The sequence below is a fragment of the Shewanella psychropiezotolerans genome (assembly GCF_007197555.1).
Taxonomy (GTDB): domain Bacteria; phylum Pseudomonadota; class Gammaproteobacteria; order Enterobacterales; family Shewanellaceae; genus Shewanella; species Shewanella psychropiezotolerans.
The window spans coordinates 282,928-300,505 of the sequence record NZ_CP041614.1 but is presented as its reverse complement, the minus strand read 5'-3'; the positions used below and the strand labels follow the sequence as shown (position 1 = coordinate 300,505).

Annotated in this window: 16 protein-coding genes and 2 pseudogenes; 7 read left to right on the top strand and 11 right to left on the bottom strand. The window is 45.1% G+C overall.

The features are described from left to right. The first annotated feature begins 173 nt into the window (after positions 1-173). Positions 174-887: a flagellar brake domain-containing protein gene (locus tag FM037_RS01340; RefSeq protein ID WP_144044512.1), complete on the top strand. Its 714-nt coding sequence runs from the start codon at positions 174-176 to the stop codon at positions 885-887. A 21-nt stretch (positions 888-908) separates the two neighbouring features. Here FM037_RS01340 and FM037_RS01335 read toward each other — a convergent pair whose 3' ends face one another. Continuing rightward, the gene (locus FM037_RS01335) at positions 909-1,190 is read right to left on the bottom strand and encodes a hypothetical protein (protein ID WP_227993422.1); all 282 of its coding nucleotides are present in this window, start codon (positions 1,188-1,190) and stop codon (positions 909-911) included. Between the two features lie 634 nt (positions 1,191-1,824). Between FM037_RS01335 and FM037_RS01330 the strand changes: the two genes are divergently transcribed. Beyond that, positions 1,825-3,927, top strand: coding sequence for a putative bifunctional diguanylate cyclase/phosphodiesterase (locus tag FM037_RS01330; RefSeq protein ID WP_144044510.1), 2,103 nt, complete (start codon positions 1,825-1,827; stop codon positions 3,925-3,927). Positions 3,928-3,994: 67 nt separating this feature from the next. On the opposite strand, the gene FM037_RS01325 is transcribed toward FM037_RS01330, so the two are convergent. Beyond that, complete coding sequence (locus tag FM037_RS01325; protein WP_144044509.1) at positions 3,995-4,588, bottom strand: tRNA-uridine aminocarboxypropyltransferase; 594 nt, start codon at positions 4,586-4,588, stop codon at positions 3,995-3,997. Positions 4,589-4,826: 238 nt separating this feature from the next. Then, a pseudogene (locus FM037_RS01320) lies at positions 4,827-6,028 on the bottom strand (multidrug effflux MFS transporter). Between the two features lie 107 nt (positions 6,029-6,135). Between FM037_RS01320 and FM037_RS01315 the strand changes: the two are divergent. Continuing rightward, entirely contained in the window at positions 6,136-7,110 is a 975-nt protein-coding gene (locus FM037_RS01315) for a LysR family transcriptional regulator (RefSeq protein WP_144044508.1), read from the top strand. Positions 7,111-7,278: 168 nt separating this feature from the next. Further along, entirely contained in the window at positions 7,279-7,647 is a 369-nt protein-coding gene (locus FM037_RS01310; protein WP_144044507.1) for a hypothetical protein, read from the top strand. A 43-nt stretch (positions 7,648-7,690) separates the two neighbouring features. Here FM037_RS01310 and FM037_RS01305 read toward each other — a convergent pair whose 3' ends face one another. The 3 genes from FM037_RS01305 to FM037_RS01295 form a co-directional block, all read right to left on the bottom strand. Continuing rightward, entirely contained in the window at positions 7,691-8,968 is a 1,278-nt protein-coding gene (locus FM037_RS01305; protein ID WP_227993413.1) for a hypothetical protein, read from the bottom strand. A gap of 151 nt (positions 8,969-9,119) precedes the next feature. Continuing rightward, positions 9,120-10,538, bottom strand: a complete 1,419-nt coding sequence (locus tag FM037_RS01300; protein ID WP_144044506.1) for a DUF4145 domain-containing protein — start codon at positions 10,536-10,538, stop codon at positions 9,120-9,122. Between the two features lie 56 nt (positions 10,539-10,594). Then, on the bottom strand, positions 10,595-11,311 hold the full coding sequence (locus FM037_RS01295; RefSeq protein WP_144044505.1) for a hypothetical protein: 717 nt from the start codon (positions 11,309-11,311) through the stop codon (positions 10,595-10,597). A gap of 181 nt (positions 11,312-11,492) precedes the next feature. Here FM037_RS01295 and FM037_RS01290 point away from each other — a divergent pair, with 181 nt between their 5' ends. Together FM037_RS01290 and FM037_RS01285 are read left to right on the top strand one after the other, a co-directional pair. Further along, positions 11,493-12,011, top strand: a complete 519-nt coding sequence (locus FM037_RS01290) for a DUF2780 domain-containing protein (protein WP_144044504.1) — start codon at positions 11,493-11,495, stop codon at positions 12,009-12,011. A 131-nt stretch (positions 12,012-12,142) separates the two neighbouring features. Then, positions 12,143-12,589 (top strand): tellurite resistance TerB family protein, encoded by a 447-nt coding sequence (locus tag FM037_RS01285; protein ID WP_144044503.1) that lies wholly within the window; start codon positions 12,143-12,145, stop codon positions 12,587-12,589. An 88-nt stretch (positions 12,590-12,677) separates the two neighbouring features. Here the strand turns inward: FM037_RS01285 and FM037_RS01280 are convergent, their stop codons facing one another. Continuing rightward, entirely contained in the window at positions 12,678-13,502 is an 825-nt protein-coding gene (locus FM037_RS01280) for an HDOD domain-containing protein (RefSeq protein WP_144044502.1), read from the bottom strand. A 130-nt stretch (positions 13,503-13,632) separates the two neighbouring features. Continuing rightward, a pseudogene (yjeH, locus tag FM037_RS01275) lies at positions 13,633-14,903 on the bottom strand (L-methionine/branched-chain amino acid transporter). A gap of 301 nt (positions 14,904-15,204) precedes the next feature. Between yjeH and FM037_RS01270 the strand changes: the two are divergent. Further along, on the top strand, positions 15,205-15,642 hold the full coding sequence (locus tag FM037_RS01270) for an Lrp/AsnC family transcriptional regulator (RefSeq protein WP_144044501.1): 438 nt from the start codon (positions 15,205-15,207) through the stop codon (positions 15,640-15,642). An 83-nt stretch (positions 15,643-15,725) separates the two neighbouring features. Here the strand turns inward: FM037_RS01270 and FM037_RS01265 are convergent, their stop codons facing one another. Genes FM037_RS01265 through FM037_RS01255 form a run of 3 tightly spaced genes read right to left on the bottom strand, consistent with a single transcriptional unit; the run spans position 15,726 to position 17,567 of the window. Next, entirely contained in the window at positions 15,726-16,175 is a 450-nt protein-coding gene (locus tag FM037_RS01265) for a hypothetical protein (protein WP_144044500.1), read from the bottom strand. Positions 16,176-16,184: 9 nt separating this feature from the next. After that, positions 16,185-16,844, bottom strand: coding sequence for a TorD/DmsD family molecular chaperone (locus tag FM037_RS01260; RefSeq protein ID WP_144044499.1), 660 nt, complete (start codon positions 16,842-16,844; stop codon positions 16,185-16,187). Between the two features lie 45 nt (positions 16,845-16,889). Then, positions 16,890-17,567, bottom strand: a complete 678-nt coding sequence (locus FM037_RS01255) for a DMSO/selenate family reductase complex B subunit (RefSeq protein ID WP_144044498.1) — start codon at positions 17,565-17,567, stop codon at positions 16,890-16,892. Between the last annotated feature and the right edge of the window lie 11 nt (positions 17,568-17,578).

Sequence of the window (17,578 nt, the reverse complement as noted above, 5' to 3'; positions counted from 1 at the left end):
CCTGAAATCTCCCTGTATAAGAAACTAAAAACGCTGTAATTTCAAGCGAACAGGCGTGACCACACCCTTACACTTCTAATTTTTATTGGTTCTAAAAATGGTTTTATAGCCAAAAAAAAACATCAATTCAAAGTTATACGCTATGGTTTAAATAGAAAAATGGAGAGTAACAAGTGCCTCAATCACAAGCTTACGAATTTTCTTATCTAGATAATATTGCCTGTAATACTGAGGTGCATATTCAGATCCTAACCCCAACTCAGCCTATACGATTACGAACTAGGCTTGTCGGTGTAGATCCACATGTATCCATAATATTGGCCCTTGGCTCTGACAAGCTTTGGCAACAGGCTAGTGACTTTATTGTTCAAGATCAGGGAGTCATCATACGCATTGTCAAAACTGATGAACCCGATGCTAATGTGATTGCCTTTAAAACCTGTATCCAAAAACTCATCAACGGTTCAGGACGATGGTTGCTTGTAGACTATCCTAAGGAGATACAAAAAGTAGCGCTTAGACAACACTCTAGAATCTCTATAAATGTTGAATCGTTACTCAGGCCTGCATCTAGTGAAGCAAGCGGAAATAGCGCTGAGGCTAAGCCTCTGGCACATGGAAATTTAAGCGATATATCAATCAAGGGTGGGGCCTTTGTCTGCAAAAATAATGACACAATAGAAAAGGAAGGCAACTACCTGCTTCAGGTTAAAATCATGCCAGACATGGAAACTTTATCCATGTCGATCACAGTTAAGAATGCAATTGGAATCGAACATGACAAAGAACAGCTCCAATATGGGTTTATCATAAACAGCCCCCAGAGTGAGGCTGAGATTTTTGTACAAAAAGTGATTCTCAATCACTTGCTAAAACAGTCTGAATAAGTACATTTTACTCAGCTAGCTTTAAAAAGGTTTTGGTATTTTCCGTTCTTTTGAGGCCGCTTCCCTCGCCTCTCTAAGGTATTTTCCCTCGCGAGACTCGCGCTCAACAAATTGCTTTTTCGCCTTAACTCTCTGTTCGGCTTCCCAGTCATTTGGTTGCATTTTTTTGTAGATTTTTTTCTCTCGCGCTTGTGTTTCGCCCGCTGCATCCCTGGCTTTTTGTAACTGTTCGAGCTCCAATTTTTGGGACTGTTCACGTGCCGCATCGGCTTTTTGAGACAAACTTTGAGTGTCTGATGCCATGGAGAAAGTTGAGGGAAATAAACAAGCCGCCCCAAATACACAGGCTTTCAGACTGAAACGGTAACTTCTATTAGATATCATTCACTCCTCCTTGAGAGCATATAAATCAGGCATATCGGTATTATCATTTTGCTGAACATAAGCTTGATGGCTTTCATACCAAAACGCAATAAATTACCCCCTAGATAGAGGCTTGGAAAACAGATAGCCCGGTTGAAAGCGAACTCCTTATCAACATTTATTCTGGCTTGGCGCAGGTTTTTAAGGGGAAGTCTCTCGGTTACCTCTATTGTAGGCAGCTCACAACAGAGCAATGGATCTAGGGCGTCGAATCTTTATGCCGAATAAGAAATAAACTAGCCCCTAAATGATCGAAAATAAACTCCTCTAAGCTCTCCCCCAAGAGCAGAGTACGATTTAAACTGTATCTTAACCTTAAGTCCTAGCAAAAAATGCAGGGGGAAATCATCTAAATATCGGTTATATATTATAAAAATGCATTTCAAGTTTGAGTAACTGAGGAAATAAGGTTATTTTTAATCCTGCTGTAATCTTGTGCTAATAGATACAATGCATTTTTAACTGAATTAACACCTAAACGATAAACAGGGATATGGGACAAGGGAGTAAAGGAATGGACCAATGGCCTCATCTATTATCTAAGCTAACTTCAGATAGGCCAAGCTTATCCGTGAAGCTTGAGTCTTGGCTACAGCAAGCTGATTCATCTCCATTAGCCATAATCAAAGGTTATCGCTTTATCGCGGCTAATCTGGCCACGCTTAAGTATTTTCAAACTCAAGCTGACAACTTCGTCAATGCTACTCCTTATGACTTTTCGCCTCGAATTCAATCTTCCGGACGAAATAGTGTCGAATATTCTCAGGAGATGATCCGCCAAGCCATCGCAGGTGATGTCATCGAATTTGACTGGCTTCATCTGAGCCAACAAGGAACAGAGCTGCCAACCAGAGTCGCTCTCTTCCCATTTGACTTAGGGGGCGAAACAGTTGTCTTGGCACAGTTCATTGCAACCAACAGACGTAACAGAGCCAGGACAATTACAGGAAATGGCTTCGACGCCTTACCCAAAGAGCTGATGTCTATCACCTTGGAAGACAGCGCCGAAGCTGTTTATATCACCAATGAAAAACACCAAATCATTGCCGTTAATAAAGCCATGTGTCGCATCTGTGGCTATAGCGCAGATCAACTGCTACTGAAGAATACAGAACTCATCGTTATGCGGAAACATACGCCAGCCGAAGAGGAGAAATACAACAACACCTTAGAAGAGCGTGGCAGCTGGCAGGGGGAAGTCTGGAAACAAAGATCCGATGGTTCAGAGTTTCCGGCATGGAAGAGTTGCCGGAAAATATCCGCAGATGGAAACATCTATTATGTCACCATCTTCAGTGACATCAGTGCCAAGAAAAAATTGGAAGCTAAGCTAACCGAGCAAGCTATGTATGATGCACTCACAGGCTTACCCAATCGATTTCACTTAAAATTATTGCTCAATCAAGCCCTGCAAGAGATCAAAGACAATCCAAATGAAATCGGCGCCTTGATGTTTCTCGACCTCAACGGTTTCAAGAACATCAATGATTGTTTTGGTCATGCCACCGGAGACAAAGTATTACAACTGGTCTCGGCCAGGTTAGAGGCAAGCTGTATAGATAAGGCCGAAATAGCTCGTCTGGGCGGTGATGAATTCACCTTAGTCATACAGGGTTGTCAAGATAGAGGTGAGATTGAAGCATTTTCAAAGCAGATAATGACGCTGTTCGATGCCCCGTTCGAAATTAACGATCAGAAGTTTTATCTGGGCACCAGCATAGGCATAGCCCTGTTTCCAGAGCACAGCAATCAAGCCTCCAAGCTACTCAGTCTAGCCGATACAGCTATGTACAGTGCCAAGAAAAGCCCACAACACGTGCTGTTTTATGATGCTTGGATGCATGAAGAAGCAGAGAAAAAACTCATCCTACTCAGCGAACTACGGCATGCTCACAGCCTAAAACAGTTTAAGTTAGCCTATCAGGTGATCGTTAATTTAGAGTGCAATACCGTTATCGGTGCCGAAGCACTACTGCGCTGGCAAAAGAGTAATGGTGAAGTTATCAAAGCCTGCGACTTTGTGCCATTACTGGAAGAAACCGGCCTACTGGTCACCATAGGCCAATGGGTACTCAAGCAAGCTTGTCAGCAAATAGCAGAGTGGCGTAAACAGCACGCTCCCGACCTCAAGGTCTGTGTCAATGTCTCACCCATGCAACTGGAACACCCAGACTTTGTCGAGCACGTCAGCCAAGCCTTAACAATAAGCTCGCTGCCCGCAGAGGCTCTGGTACTAGAGATCACTGAATCGGCACTTTTGAGACAACCAGAGAGAGTTCAGAACACTCTCTGCCTATTAAAAAATCTAGGTGTTAGCATTGCAATCGATGACTTTGGTGCAGGTCTATCCTCCCTCAGCAAACTCGGCAGCCTACCGATCGACAGCTTGAAAATAGATGCAGGATTTGCACGTAGGCTCAGTGAACCACAAGGGAAACAGCTTTGTCAGGCGATGATCCAGCTAGCTCAAGCCCTAGATATCAGTTTTGTGGTGGAAGGCATAGAAACCAAGCAACAGAAAGAGATATTGGAACAGATGGGAAAAGGCTTCGGTCAGGGATATTTTTTTGGTCACCCTAAGACAGCTGATACCTTTACCTCTGATAATTTTTCATAGGCCAAGACTGTTATAAAAAGATGCTGTCGGCCCTAACAAATAAAGAAGCTTATTATATCAATCGGTATTACTCGTAACGCTTTCGCACACTCGCAGGCATAGAGTTAAGGCGTTGATTCACCATGGCACTCAATGCACGCGTTAAAGGAGTCACACTTAATTTGGGCTCTATGGCCTTGAGCACCATGGCCGTCGCCTCCAATGTCGAGAGGCTATCACTGCGGCTCGCCTTACGAATGGTATAATTCGATCCTGACTGCAGATCCAGATGCAAGGAAGGGTACTTAAGTAACCAAGGATTAAGCTGCAATAACTTATAGGCCTTCCTCCAAGTGCCATCGAGCAGCAGCAAGATAACCTCATCATCGAATCTCTCCTCCTCGGCATTCTTGCTCTTATCGGAGGGGTAAACAAGATAGACAGGCTTAGTACAGGCATCGAGATATTGGCGCAGTTGCGAAAAATCATCAGGCCCCTCACCAACTAAGACTTGCGTCTCCGGGATAACCAGAGATAACAAGCGCACGCTATTCTTGGCATGACCCACTTCACTTGGATCTTGCAACACAACCAACTCAGTCGAGGCATGCATCGGCTCGATACTCTCGCAGAGACAAGCCTTCAAGGGGTAATGACATTTAGGGCAAATAGGGCGGGCCACTGGGCTCTCTTATTTCAATTAATATATAGAAACACTAGTGTAACCGACATGAGATATAAACTGTATCTTGAACCCGATACAAATCCCCTCCTATGCCATCCATGGCATGCTTGGATAACAGTTTTAAAGAAAGGTCCATGTACAAAAAAAAGCCCGTCTCCTGTGGTTAGCAGTCGGCGGGCAAAGGGTGTTGCTTGATACAAGTTCGTTCCTAATTCCTAGAACCTAGACACTTCTCCTAGTGCGCATGCTGCTCCTGATGCCAATGATCTAAACGCGGTATGGCCAACATAACTAATAACATAATAGCTAACCCCCCATCACCAGCGCAACTGCATAGGGAGCCGTCAGATCCGTTTGTTGTACAAGTCCGGCCAATAGAGAGGCGCCACTCATCTGAATGAATCCAAGCATGGCCGTTGCTGTTCCGGCTCGCTCGCCGAATGCCGACAGAGCCATGCTCGTTGCAGGGCCAAGCAGTAGGGCAAAACCGATACAGAGCAGCATCATAGGCAGCATAAAGCTAAATGCCGCTGCCAGCCCTGCTTGTGGCCCCCAGATCTGAACCAGAACCTGCGACACTGCCGATAGCAACATGATTCTCAGTGCCAGGATAACAGTAGGACGATTGCCTAACTTATTTATCACCATAGGAGCCAGGAAACAGGCAGCTATATTGACGGCAGCATTGAGACCAAACAGCCCGCTGAAGGCCAGCTCTGACATGCCCAAGTGCTCGATTAACCAAACTGGCGCATAGGAAACATAACTCAAAATCGCCGCCATTCCAGCCATGCAACATAATGCATAGAACATGAAATGGGGCTCACTCAGTACAGGCTTGTAACGTGACCAACGGTAAAGAGGGCCTGTGGTAACAGTATTAGCTGGTCGGGTTTCCGGTAGACGGTATCCTACGACTAACATCATCACTATGGCGTAGAGCGTCATAAAGATGAAGGTCGAGCGCCAGCCAAACTGCAACGCCAACAAACCACCCAGAGTCGGAGCCAATGCAGGGATCACGCAGATAACACCATTGAGATAGCTATAATATCGCGCACCTTCTTTAGGGGTGAAGCAATCTCGCACCGCACTGAAGACCACGATCGATGTTGAACAGGCCGCTAGCCCCTGTAGTACTCTGGCCAACTGCAACCAATGAAACTCCATGGCCATGGCCGCAAATATGCTGCTAGCTATGTAGAGTAAAATACCGAAGATAGCTATAGGACGACGTCCATAACGATCCGCTAGTGGGCCAATGAGAATTTGCCCCACCCCCATAGCGAATAGGAACAGCACTAAGGTCGATTGAATTTCACTCGATGAAACAGAAAACTCGGCAGCCATCGCCGGCATAGAGGGTAGATAGATATCTATGGCTAATGGACTTAGTACCACCATAGACATGAGTATGGGTAACAGATTTCGACGCATTATTTTTCTCAAGATGTAGCATTATTCTATGGCCAAATTTTAGCTCAGTGATGTTATGAACAGAAATGGTATAATTTCAGAACTGAATTTCCTTTAAGGAATAACTAATGAATCTGGATAACCTGGCGAGAATCGATCTCAATCTGCTGGTCATATTGCAGGTACTGCTGGAAGAACAAAGTGTCACCCGCGCAGCCAGTCGTCTGCACTTGAGTCAATCGGCGCTCAGTAAGAGCCTTAATCGCCTACGCGATACTCTAGGAGATCCCCTGTTTCATCGCACCGCCCATGGATTAAAGCCCACGGCCCATGCCTTACAGTTGGGCCAGAAATTACCAGATATGCTTCAGGGTCTATACCAGCTGACACAACCTCCTAGTTTCACTCCAGCAAGCAGCAATCGTCAATTCTCTTTCGCTATGGTTGAGAGTGCCTATGAAACCTTATTACCCTATTTTATCGGCCCATTACTCAATAATGCGCCAAACCTGAAACTCGATACCTATGTATGGATGGAGCAATCCATGCAGGCCTTACAGAAGGGACAGATCGATTTCGGCATATCAGGCAGAGACCTACATCCACAATCAGATTTTCAAATTGACAGGCTTCCCCACGGAATATCTCACCAGACCCTGTTTACCGATAAGCAGATCTGTTTGGTCAGAGAAAATCATCCAATAATTTCTGCGGTAAAAACAGGCCAATGGGATATACACATCTATCTGGAAATGTCACATGTACAGGTGCGCTGTGAAGGCAATGACTGGTGGGCCCTTGACTATCATCTGGCAAACTTAGGCCATAGACGTAAACTTAGTACTACGGTACCGGACTTTTATGGTGCGGCAAGTGTGTGCGCTCATAGCGATCTGATATTCACCTTGCCATCTAGCTTTGCCCGCCATGCCGGAAAGCTGTATCCATTGGTCGAGCTGCCACTGCCATTCGAATTTATTCCATTGGCCTATGTTCTGCTTTGGAATTCTCGAAATAACGAGGAACCCGGTCATAAATGGATAAGGGAAACCATATGTAAGAGTGTCGCCGAAGCTTTCGATAACGAAACTTGTGATAATTAGCCCGCTATTCAGCTTAGATTAATCCAAACTGGTTTATCATTGTGACTCTTGAGGTGTTATCGCCTTTACAGACAATCTGTTACATATTCACAGCCAGATTAACTGAATTTAACGTGATCTTAGGTTATTAAATATGCAAACTGGACACAGTTAATTTTTGGAGTTTTTATGATCTATAGTCAATTTCAGCAATCACCTTTCCAGACAAGATTCTCCGGAGCCAAAGGTTGGATGGCGTTTGCTATCGGTATTGCAGTCATCACCCTAGCGCTCATCGCTCTGCCATTCCTGCTATTGTTCGGCGCTATTAGCTTTATCTTGTTAAGCCTGTTTGGTCGTCTATTTCTTAAGAGACAGCTAGCTAAGTTTAAACAGCAGCAAGCCCAGGGAGCTTATACAGATAAGCAGCAACAAAGTAATTTCTCTACCGCTAGCGAACAGCAGAACCAGCAAATATTTACCGATAAGGCCTTTGCGGATAAACGTCATCAAGCTGAGCCGCACCAAGGACGTACCTACGAGCACGACCCAAGCTAGCAGGCGTCACCTTTCAGGCGCTGACACAGGAAAGCGCTAAGCGTTATACTTTAAATTGTGAAGCTGTCAGAGGCCGCTTTAACAGCGCCTCGAAACGCTTCCAATGCTCATGTTTTCTCGTCTCGCCATCTTTTTCTACCCATCGGGCTACACTCTCCTCTCCATGATTATAATTAATCACATAGGCTCGATTAGAGAGATAGAACTTCACCCTTTGCTTAGCTCTTGACTGAGTATACAAACCATATTTTATCAAGAGGTTTTGAGCATCCTCTTCCAAGATATGACCATCGGTCAACTGCTCACAGACCAAATTATCCAAATAGGCGAGTTTCTTATAACACGCCAACACCTTGTGGTATTTCTCAATATCCCCCTCGATACCTGCTAATGGCATCAAGGTCTCATATTCAAAATCGATCACCTCTTGCTTAGACATGATAAGGCTCAGGCCATAATTAGCACTGCCTTCCGAAAGAAAAGAGATAGGACTATAGAGAGGATAAACTGCATATTCGATCCATTGCTCGGTTCTGACCAGATCTCTCTCCTGCAACAGGTTGAATACATGGTGACCAGGATAGCCTTCATGGCTGGCAAGCTCCAGACACCGCTCAATATAAAGAGGCTGATCTTGGTTAAGCTGAATGAGACTCTTATAGTTACCTTGATACCAGTTATAGGCGGTCCAGATCTTATCGGTGACAAACTCGATACTGAAATTTTCATCATGGGGCAGCTCTATATGCACCCCAGTGAGCGCTCTGGCTTTATCTACCGCAGCCTCGAATACCGCAGGGATCTTGCTCTGAGGCACTATAAATTCCGCTCTAAACTGCTCGAAACGCTCGGCTAACTCTCCTTCGCCCGGTAACAGCTTATCGATCTCATCTTGTATCGACTCGAATGAACATAAGCCAAATTTTTGCGACTGAGTATCGTATAAACCTTCAGACTCAACATCGAAGCTACCTCTATCCCCTTGCAGATGGCTCAAGTAGTAAACCACAGATGATACTTGCTTGTTTAAGAAGCTATGCCTGGAGATGAGTTTAGCGTCAATATCCGATAGACTGAGAGAGTTCAGGCACTTTAGCTGTGCTTTTGCCATTTTCTGCAGCTCTGTCAGATTGAGTTTTTTACACTCCAATCGCCAAATTTCTGGGCCGTAGAAGGCATCGACATAGAAGGGATCATGCAGGCCGATAGCGAGTACCAACTTGACATAACACTCGGCAATATCATTGAGCTTCCGGTTCAATTGTTGATCATCCATAAGATCACCTTCCCAGTCTTGTCTTTCGTCCGCACGTGTCAGCAATTAAGTATCCTCTCAGCCTGAATAACATAAATGTAACACATTGCATATTGTATGCAAATATTGAGTGCGCAGAATTTCAATTTTAGTTTTCTAAATAGTAGAATAAGAGGGGTTGACCAGATGGACTTATATCTACCGCTATAGATAGGTATTAATCAGAAAGCAGTTCTTTTGCTCTCTCTAGGGCAGCTAACTCTTCTGTCTTAGTTGCAACACAGAGCACATTTTCAACCTGCTGCAGCAGAGAGTGCCATAATGGCTCTATGACGGAGAGTTCCTCGTTACTTGCCCGCTCTTTGGCTAACTTGAGCAGAGCCGCAGAGCCTACTACATCAATTTTATCAAGCATGCCGTCGGCTAAGGCTATGCTGAGTTCAATCATGGCGGGGACACTATGACCGTACTTGATCACTTCTCTGAGATAAGACTCGGCCAAAGCCAGCTCAACACTTGTAGAACCATCATCATTGAGCAAGGCCTGGGCACGAGAGAACATGGCATCGAGCTGCCCTTGTTCTGCCGCCTCTTTCATCCAGTGCTCACTGGCCAATAGATCGATTTCTGTGCCTTCCCCTTTTGCCAACATCAAGGCAAGATTGTATTGAGCATGGGGAAAGCCAGCCTTAGCGGCTTGGGAGATAAAGTCATTAGCCTGGACAAGATCACCTTGCTGATAAAACAACACACCTAAGTTCGCCATCGCCTCCGCTTGCTCCAGCTCGGCAGCACCCTGCAGATGTTCTTGAGCTTTATCGAGATCGATAGTGACGGTTTCACTACCTACCAGATAGAAGTAACCTAACAAGGCCATAGCATTGGCAACACCAGCCTGGGCAGACAAAGCAATAGCCCTCTCCCCTGCAACGACGTCGGACTCACCTTTGTAACCGTGAATTAAGGCGACGCCATGCTCGTGCATAGCATTCATATTCCGATCGGCAGCCAGAGAAAACCAATATTGGGCCTTGGCTAAAGTGTCTCTGGAAAGGTTTGATTGGGCAGCCTCTTCATCATCGAGAGCCTCGAGTGCCAGCTCTTGTTCTTGCTGCATAAGAGCACGAGTTTTGAGTGACATTCCTACAAGATATTGGGCTTCTGCTTCGCCTTGCATCACGGCTCTATAACAGAGATCCCGCCCCACCAATAAATCGAATGGCTCAAATTTATACTTAGGCAGTGACTTACCCGTGACTTGCTTAAACAAAGATTCGATGAGTTTTAATAGCTTCTCTATCGATTTTTCACTGAGCTGCTGTAATTGTTCGGCAGTCAGGTGATATTTTTCCGGATGGGCTCCACGATTACCATCCCCTCGTAAACGATGCAGGGCTCTGGTAATACGTACATCGATGACACGCTGATTATTAAGAGTTTCTATTCTGTCGTATAGATTTGGACCCGCGAACTTGACTCCTTTGGACTCAGCCAGCAAATCCGTTAATTTATGGGTAAGACTACGAAGCAGCAGTAATGCCTGGGTAGGCACATCTTTTACATAGCTCTTAGCGATGCAGTAGTCATGACCTAATTCGGCAGAAAATTGAGTAACTAAGTCCACATCAGTAAGCACAACAGATACTCCGTATTTCCCATTCCTAAATGCTAAGCACTAAATTTTCCTATGACTTAAGCTTCTTCATCTACCTTGTTAGGGCGTGAAACCATGTACAAACGGAAAAGTGCCACATTGACGAATAAGCCGATAAACGCGACAAACACTTCGACGATCAGCTGGACTGGGAAACCTAATGATTGCACCAGAGCAGAAATTGAACCACCCACGAGAGACAAAGGAATGTACAACATGAGTACCATCAGAGTCTTGAATGCTATCGGGCTACTAAATTTAAAACTAGCCTTAATCGCTTCGAATGGCGTTAACCGCTCGACGACAACCATAAAGTTCACATAGGCGAGTCTGGCAAAGATATAAATACTCATGGTGAGTCCGATTAGCCATAAAGGGCCGAAGGCTGCAAAAATCATCACAGGAGCGAGAATCGCTAAGCCTGAAAATACACCGGCGAGTAACAGGCCTGGAACGAAGTTCAAACTGGTCTTCAATATCAGCGCAGTACTGGCTTCATGGCCTTGTGAGCGGATCTCTAAGAAGAGAGTCAAGGCCGCAATCAATAAAGAAAACACCAGTAACAGGGCCATCATGGCCGCCATGTGAGAGGCACCAAACTGAGGGTTCTCTAGATCGGCACCTCTGATCTCCATGCCCAGCCACAGCTGAATACCAACCTGAATAAATAAAATAGGCACAGTCAATGCGGCTAACTGGCTAATATGGTTACGAAAGAAGTTGTAGGCTTCAGTTAATATCGCAGACAATGACATGGGTGTTTCCAATAGATAATTAAAAAAGCAGAGTAAGGTCGCTAGGATACCGAAAATTGATAGTTATTGCACCGATGAAATATCACAATACAAAGCTGAAACAGTAAAATAGATGCAATAATATTGTTAAAAAAGATAGAATGGTCACAACAATCTAATTAATTCACCATTGGAATAAAAAATGAAACTATCAGCTGTGATCGGCCTAGTACTCGCTAGCACGACTTTAAGCGCACCAGCGGCTGCAGGTTGGTTTGATGACCTCTTTGCAGCAGAAGAAGCAAAACCACAGGTCGTACAAACGCAAAACAGCGACCTAGTGGGCAGTGTCATGTCTCAGCTCGGACTCAATCAGTCTCAGGCTGAAGGCGGATTAGGCAGCCTACTTTCTCTGGCAAAATCCACACTCGGTGGTGATGACTTTGGCTCTATTGCCAATGCTATTCCTGGTATAGAAAGCCTATTATCAGCGGCTCCAGCCCTAGATAACGAATCAGGTATGTCAGGTTTACTGGCAAAAGCGGGTGATCTGGGTAGCTCGCTTCAAGGCGGTGCTCAAGTTTACGATGCCTTCGAAAAACTTGGGATTTCAAAAGAACTCGCGGCCCCTATGGTCGATATCGTTAAAGGCTACCTAGATAGCAATGCCGGAGAGGGTACAACAGATATGCTTATGAAAGGCCTAGGTGCCATTCTTTAAGTTTACCTCTTAGAGCTGAAAAGATAGATGAAGTAATATTCATTATTGTATCTGGTTTACAAGTGAACTCTTATTTCATCTTCTACTCTAACCCTTTATGCTGAACTCACTTCAAATCGACAGGGTCTTTCATGTTAGCCAAATTAAAACAATTTCTAACGTCGCACTCACAAGCCGTCACACCGGAAGAGAAAGCCCGCCAATTAAATTTAGCCGCCGTGAGCTTACTGCTCGAAGTCATCTATGCCGATGAGACCTTGAGTGAAGAGGAAGCACAACTGCTGCCACAACTCATGACTAAGGCCCTATCTCTGACTCAGGCAGAGACTGAAGCGCTAATCGATGAAGCTAAGAAGATACAAGGCGACTCGATCTCCCTCTATGAGTTTACCAAGGAGATAAATGAGCAGTGCGACGTAGAGCAAAAACAAAAGTTGATATTGGCCATGTGGAAATTAGCCTATGCCGATGGTCAACTGTGCCAATACGAAGATCAGATAATTCGTAGGACAGCTGACCTGCTCTACCTTAAACACAGCGAACTTATACAGATGCGCAATTTAGCGATGGACAGTTAGGCTTTATCTTAGAAAAGCAAAGAAGCTCGCTCTTGGGGAGCTGAGCCCCAGAGCTGACAGTCAAATCGATTCATTACAGATGAGATTATTAGGTTAATTGCTTGGCAATATCGAAGCCCTTACCTCTCAAGCCAAGTATCTTATCCTGTAGCCCTCCCACCTCCATTTTCAAACCTACAGCCGTTGCTTGCTGAGATAACCAACTGGTTCTCTCATTTTCATCGACCCGATCCCACTCATCTAAGATTGTATGAGAAAGTGCTAATAACGCTGCCTGCTTAGAGAAGGGCTCGGCTTTATAGGGGTGATTTTGATACTTTATTCCTTCGACAAGTTCGGGAGAAAATTTCCAGTTCTTTGCCAATAATGCAGCCACTTCTGCCGACTCGTACCCCAAAATATCTTGCTCAATGAGTGATTTTTTGTCCCCATTAGTGGCAAGTTCACGAATTTTCGCCGATTTATCAGGCTCAATGGTGGCAATGAGCAGTTCGCCAATATCGTGTAATATGCCACAGGTAAATGCCATATCCGGGGCAGCACCACATCGCTTGGCCATCTCCTGTCCATACAGAGAAACTTCAAAGGTTTGCCCCCAAAACTCCCCCAGCTCGATACCGGCGATAGTGGGTACCGCGCCAATTACCGCCGAAGCTATCACTAAAGTTCTTAGGGTTTGCATCCCCAAACGAACCACAGCTTCATCGATCGAACCAACCTCCCTGCTACGACCATAGTGGGCCGAATTGACTAAACGTAAGATTCGGGCACTGACCAGAGGATCATGAGAGATTTTCTCTGTTATTTCCGCCACCGAAGCAGCATCATTATTAACCAGGTCGAGCAGTTCACTGACCGCCTTAGGTAAGCGTGGTAGCTCATCGATATGACTTAGTAATGCAGCTGAATCCATTCTGTTCCTCCACAAATTCTTTAACTTAGAGTTAAAAATATAGGACAGAAAATCCAAATATGCTCAGGTTTATCTCTCACCGAATCCCGTTTACTTATCGCTAGCCCGGAGCCTTATACAATAAGCTAGCCTAAGCAGTTTGCAGCAGTTGTTTACGTGAAAGATGTTTCTTCTGCCACCATAATATAGGTGCGACCACTAAGATCATGATCACCGCATATAACATGCTCGAGCCCAAGGCAAAAGCAAGCATGATACAGAACAGACTCCCTACCGCCACTAAGGGTAAGTAACGCTTGCTCAGAAGCTTAGCCGCAGCAAGCATAGACATCAGATAGATGATAACAAACACCCCATTGCTCCATGCGATCAGATGTTCAAGTTCCTGATCCAAAACATAAGTTAAGACAATGACCAACGCCATGGTGAGCAACACGGCGGACAGCGCCCTAACCGGAACCTGATGGCGGTTGATTGAAGCAAAATAACCAGGAAGTATCCCCTCCCGGCTAAAGCTCCACAACAAGCGCGAAACACTGGCGGTATACACATTTACAGTCGCTAAACCACCGGCGATTCCTAAGACACCAATCACTTGAGCACCATAACCACCAAGCAAGCTATCGAAACTTGTTACCATGGCTAAGCCTGCCCCTGCGCCGGTATCAACTTGAGTCATTAGCAAGAGTCCGGTACACGCGAGATAAACGACTCCCACTAAGACAGTGCCTATCATCATGGCTGGGATCATGTCTTTCTTGGGATCTTTAAAGTCATTGGCCAAATGAGTCATGGCCTCCACCCCTAAAAAGCTCCAGAAAGCGATACCCGCAGCCGCCATGATTAAGCCGGCATCACTCGATGTTCCAGCAGATATAGACTCCAGCTTATGCAGATTCAATCCCCCGCGCCAAACATCAAGACCACGACACTGACAATGGCGATTGTCAGTACAAATTGCAGCTTAGCAGAAACATGTATGCCTCTGAAATTAAGCAAAAACAGCACAACTAGCAAGCCCAACTGCATCGCGACCTCACTCCAGCCAGATACGGGCACCATGGTCTCGACAAATTGAAATGTCATTAAGATAGCTGCGGCGGCACCGAGTGGCACCACCAAGAGAAAAATAAGTCCTATGGTTCGACCCGCCGTTCGACCGAATGCCTTCTCGACAAAATATGCAGGTCCGGCTGCATGGGGAAAAGCCCCGGCTAATCGACCAAAAACCAGTGTGACGGGGATAATTGCAAGGGTTAGCAAAAGCCATGCGATTAAGGCGTCATTACCTGCCGTCGCTATCGTCATCTGAGGTAAGACAAATACTCCTGTCCCCAATAACGTGGTTGCCATCAAACCCGCCCCCTGCCAACGGCCAATTGTTCCCTTTATCTGATCCATCTACCCTGCCCTTATACTGCTATAGCCGCCCTATACCCAAGAATGTAATATCACTTAGATAACCATCAAAACGTTGGCATAGGGCTCATATTATTATGGAGTTAAATTTAGCTTAAATACCTTACAGGCTCCCATTAGTATGGGAATCTTCACCATTAGTATAAACTTAACTCTCGATACAAACTGTCGTATTCAATAAGCGGATCTGACTCATACACCGTCATAATGTCGGTAATAGTCAGGATTTCAGACAAATAGTTGGCAACAAGTAACATTGAACATAGGTAATCAGGAGTATTAGGTGGATCAATTAGACAAATTCGACAAAGCTATCATCGCCGCGCTAAGGTTAAACGCCAGACAGAGCATTTCCTACATCTCCGAGGCGGTGAATTTGTCTCGTTCGGCCGTCTCCGAGCGAATCAAGAAGCTCGAGAGCACAGGTATCATACGTGGCTATCAGGTGCTACTTAGCGAGTCTCAAAAAGAGGGAGTATCAGCTTACTTCGAGATCCAGCACAAATGTCCGCGTTGTGCCGATGTGGTTCATGTTTTCCAGGCTATTCCTGAGGTCGTTACCTGCCGAGGCATCACAGGAGATATGGATCTCTTGGTCTATGTTCAGGCTGCTTCGATGAAACGTCTCCATGAAATCAGAGAACATATCGATGCCCAGACCGATATCATCAAAATAAAAACCCATGTGGTCATGAGTGAATGGATCGATAACCGGAGGTAATGGATTTGTAGACCACAATATTGGCTCACTGTTTGATTGAGGTATAGCTATCCCAATAGCAAAGTAATATAGCCATGATTAACCTAAATTGTAGCCCCCATATTTCTTTGATCACCTCTTCTATCAAGATACAGAGAATCTAGCTGTTTAGCTGACAGCAACAATCTTTCCGCCATAATACAAACAATTGAATTACAAATGTTTTTTTTAGCTGATTCAGCATATCGTCTGCTTATCTGAGTAATAAGGTGCTCTGCCTGAGAAAGCCCACCGTGCTCCAGCTCCTTTATAAACAACAGCAAATAACAATCAAAGAGAATTAAGAAGACAGATTCAGCATTTAGGTTATTTTTTACTGCCTGAATTTTTTCTCTGTCATCAATCAGAGCAGCCATAACATGGGTCAGCGTCTCTATATTCGTCGCCCCGCTAAACATGTCTCTTAGCTGATTATCTTTAACAAAATACTCTCTAAGCTGTTTTGCAAACTCGGCCTTTTCCCATTGCGCACCTACTGCATATATAACCCCCATAAAGACTCCTTACTTAAATAAGCGAGCAGATACAGGGATAATATTTAGCTCTGTACTCAATACCGATTGAAAATCTAGCGCCAATAATGCAATGGCTTGGTAATAATCTGTTTCTGCGTGCTCAAGAGCTAACTCTAAACAGCGTCCGGACCAAAGCAACATATGTTGCTGCATCAAGATCACCATAGTTTCATACACAGCTTTATTATTTGAATCTGCGACTAGCTGACCTAACAGCTGATCAAGTACTGCATAAAACAGTCCAATATGATCCAGTGGCTGGTTTTGCGCTAGATCAAAGCTAATCCCATTGTGTTTATAAAACGCCATCAAGGCGACCGTTGATTTATCATTCAGTAACTGCTCTTCGCCCAGATATACTGAGCCCCATGGCATAGCTGTCGGCTCTCCTGGACCAAAAAACAGCTGACCATAATCAAGCTTTAACTCATTTATCTGTTCTGAGTTCCACTTTGCCAAAAAGCTATCAAGCAGCACTTTGCCTTGCTGATTTTCTGCCGAGTTAGTTAGGCTAGGCCAGGTGTCACCAAGTTCATTTTCAGCAAAACCGTCAATCGAAACTTCACAGGGGTAATCCAACAGAACATTATGCAGCACTCGTGCTATAGCCTGCAGATCTGAATAAGTATTTACGCTATCTGATATCACAATTACATCTCATTAAAAATGGCGCCACATGGGCGCCATAAACAATTAAACTTCCGATAAATTTAATATTTGCCCTTCACCGCTGCCAGCCGGGCGGCCATTGACGTTTGCCTTGATAATCAAGTTAGGTGAAGTGATTGAAGGTGAGGGTAGCGGTGCAATATGGCCGTCTCCATCGCCATACTTAGCCCGAAGGTTATCCATAGTATCGAAGTCCAAAGCTCGTAGCGGACAAGACTCGACACATACGGGCTTACGACCGTCGGCGATTCGCTCAAAGCAACCATCACACTTAGTCATCACCTTGCGATCGCGATCAATTTGCGGTGCATCGTACGGGCAAGCACGCGCACAGCTCTCACAACCGATACACAGCTCAGACGCCACGTGAACCAGACCATCTTCACGACGTTTATGCATAGCACCGGTAGGACAAGCTTTAACACATACTGGCTCGGAGCAGTGGTTACAGCCAATAGACATATAATAAGCAAATACATTTTGCTCAAAACAGCCATTGTTACCCTTAGTCCATTCTCCGCCACCGTACTCATACACGCGGCGCCAGGTTACGCCCTCGAGTGCAGGTAAGGTATTACCCTCTGGGTTACTATTATTACGAATTTCGTTACTTTGGCGGTCTTTGCAAGACACGTGACATGCCTTACAGCCAGTACACTTAGTGCTGTCTACATAAAAACCATATTGAGTTGGTTGAGTCATAATTAACGAGT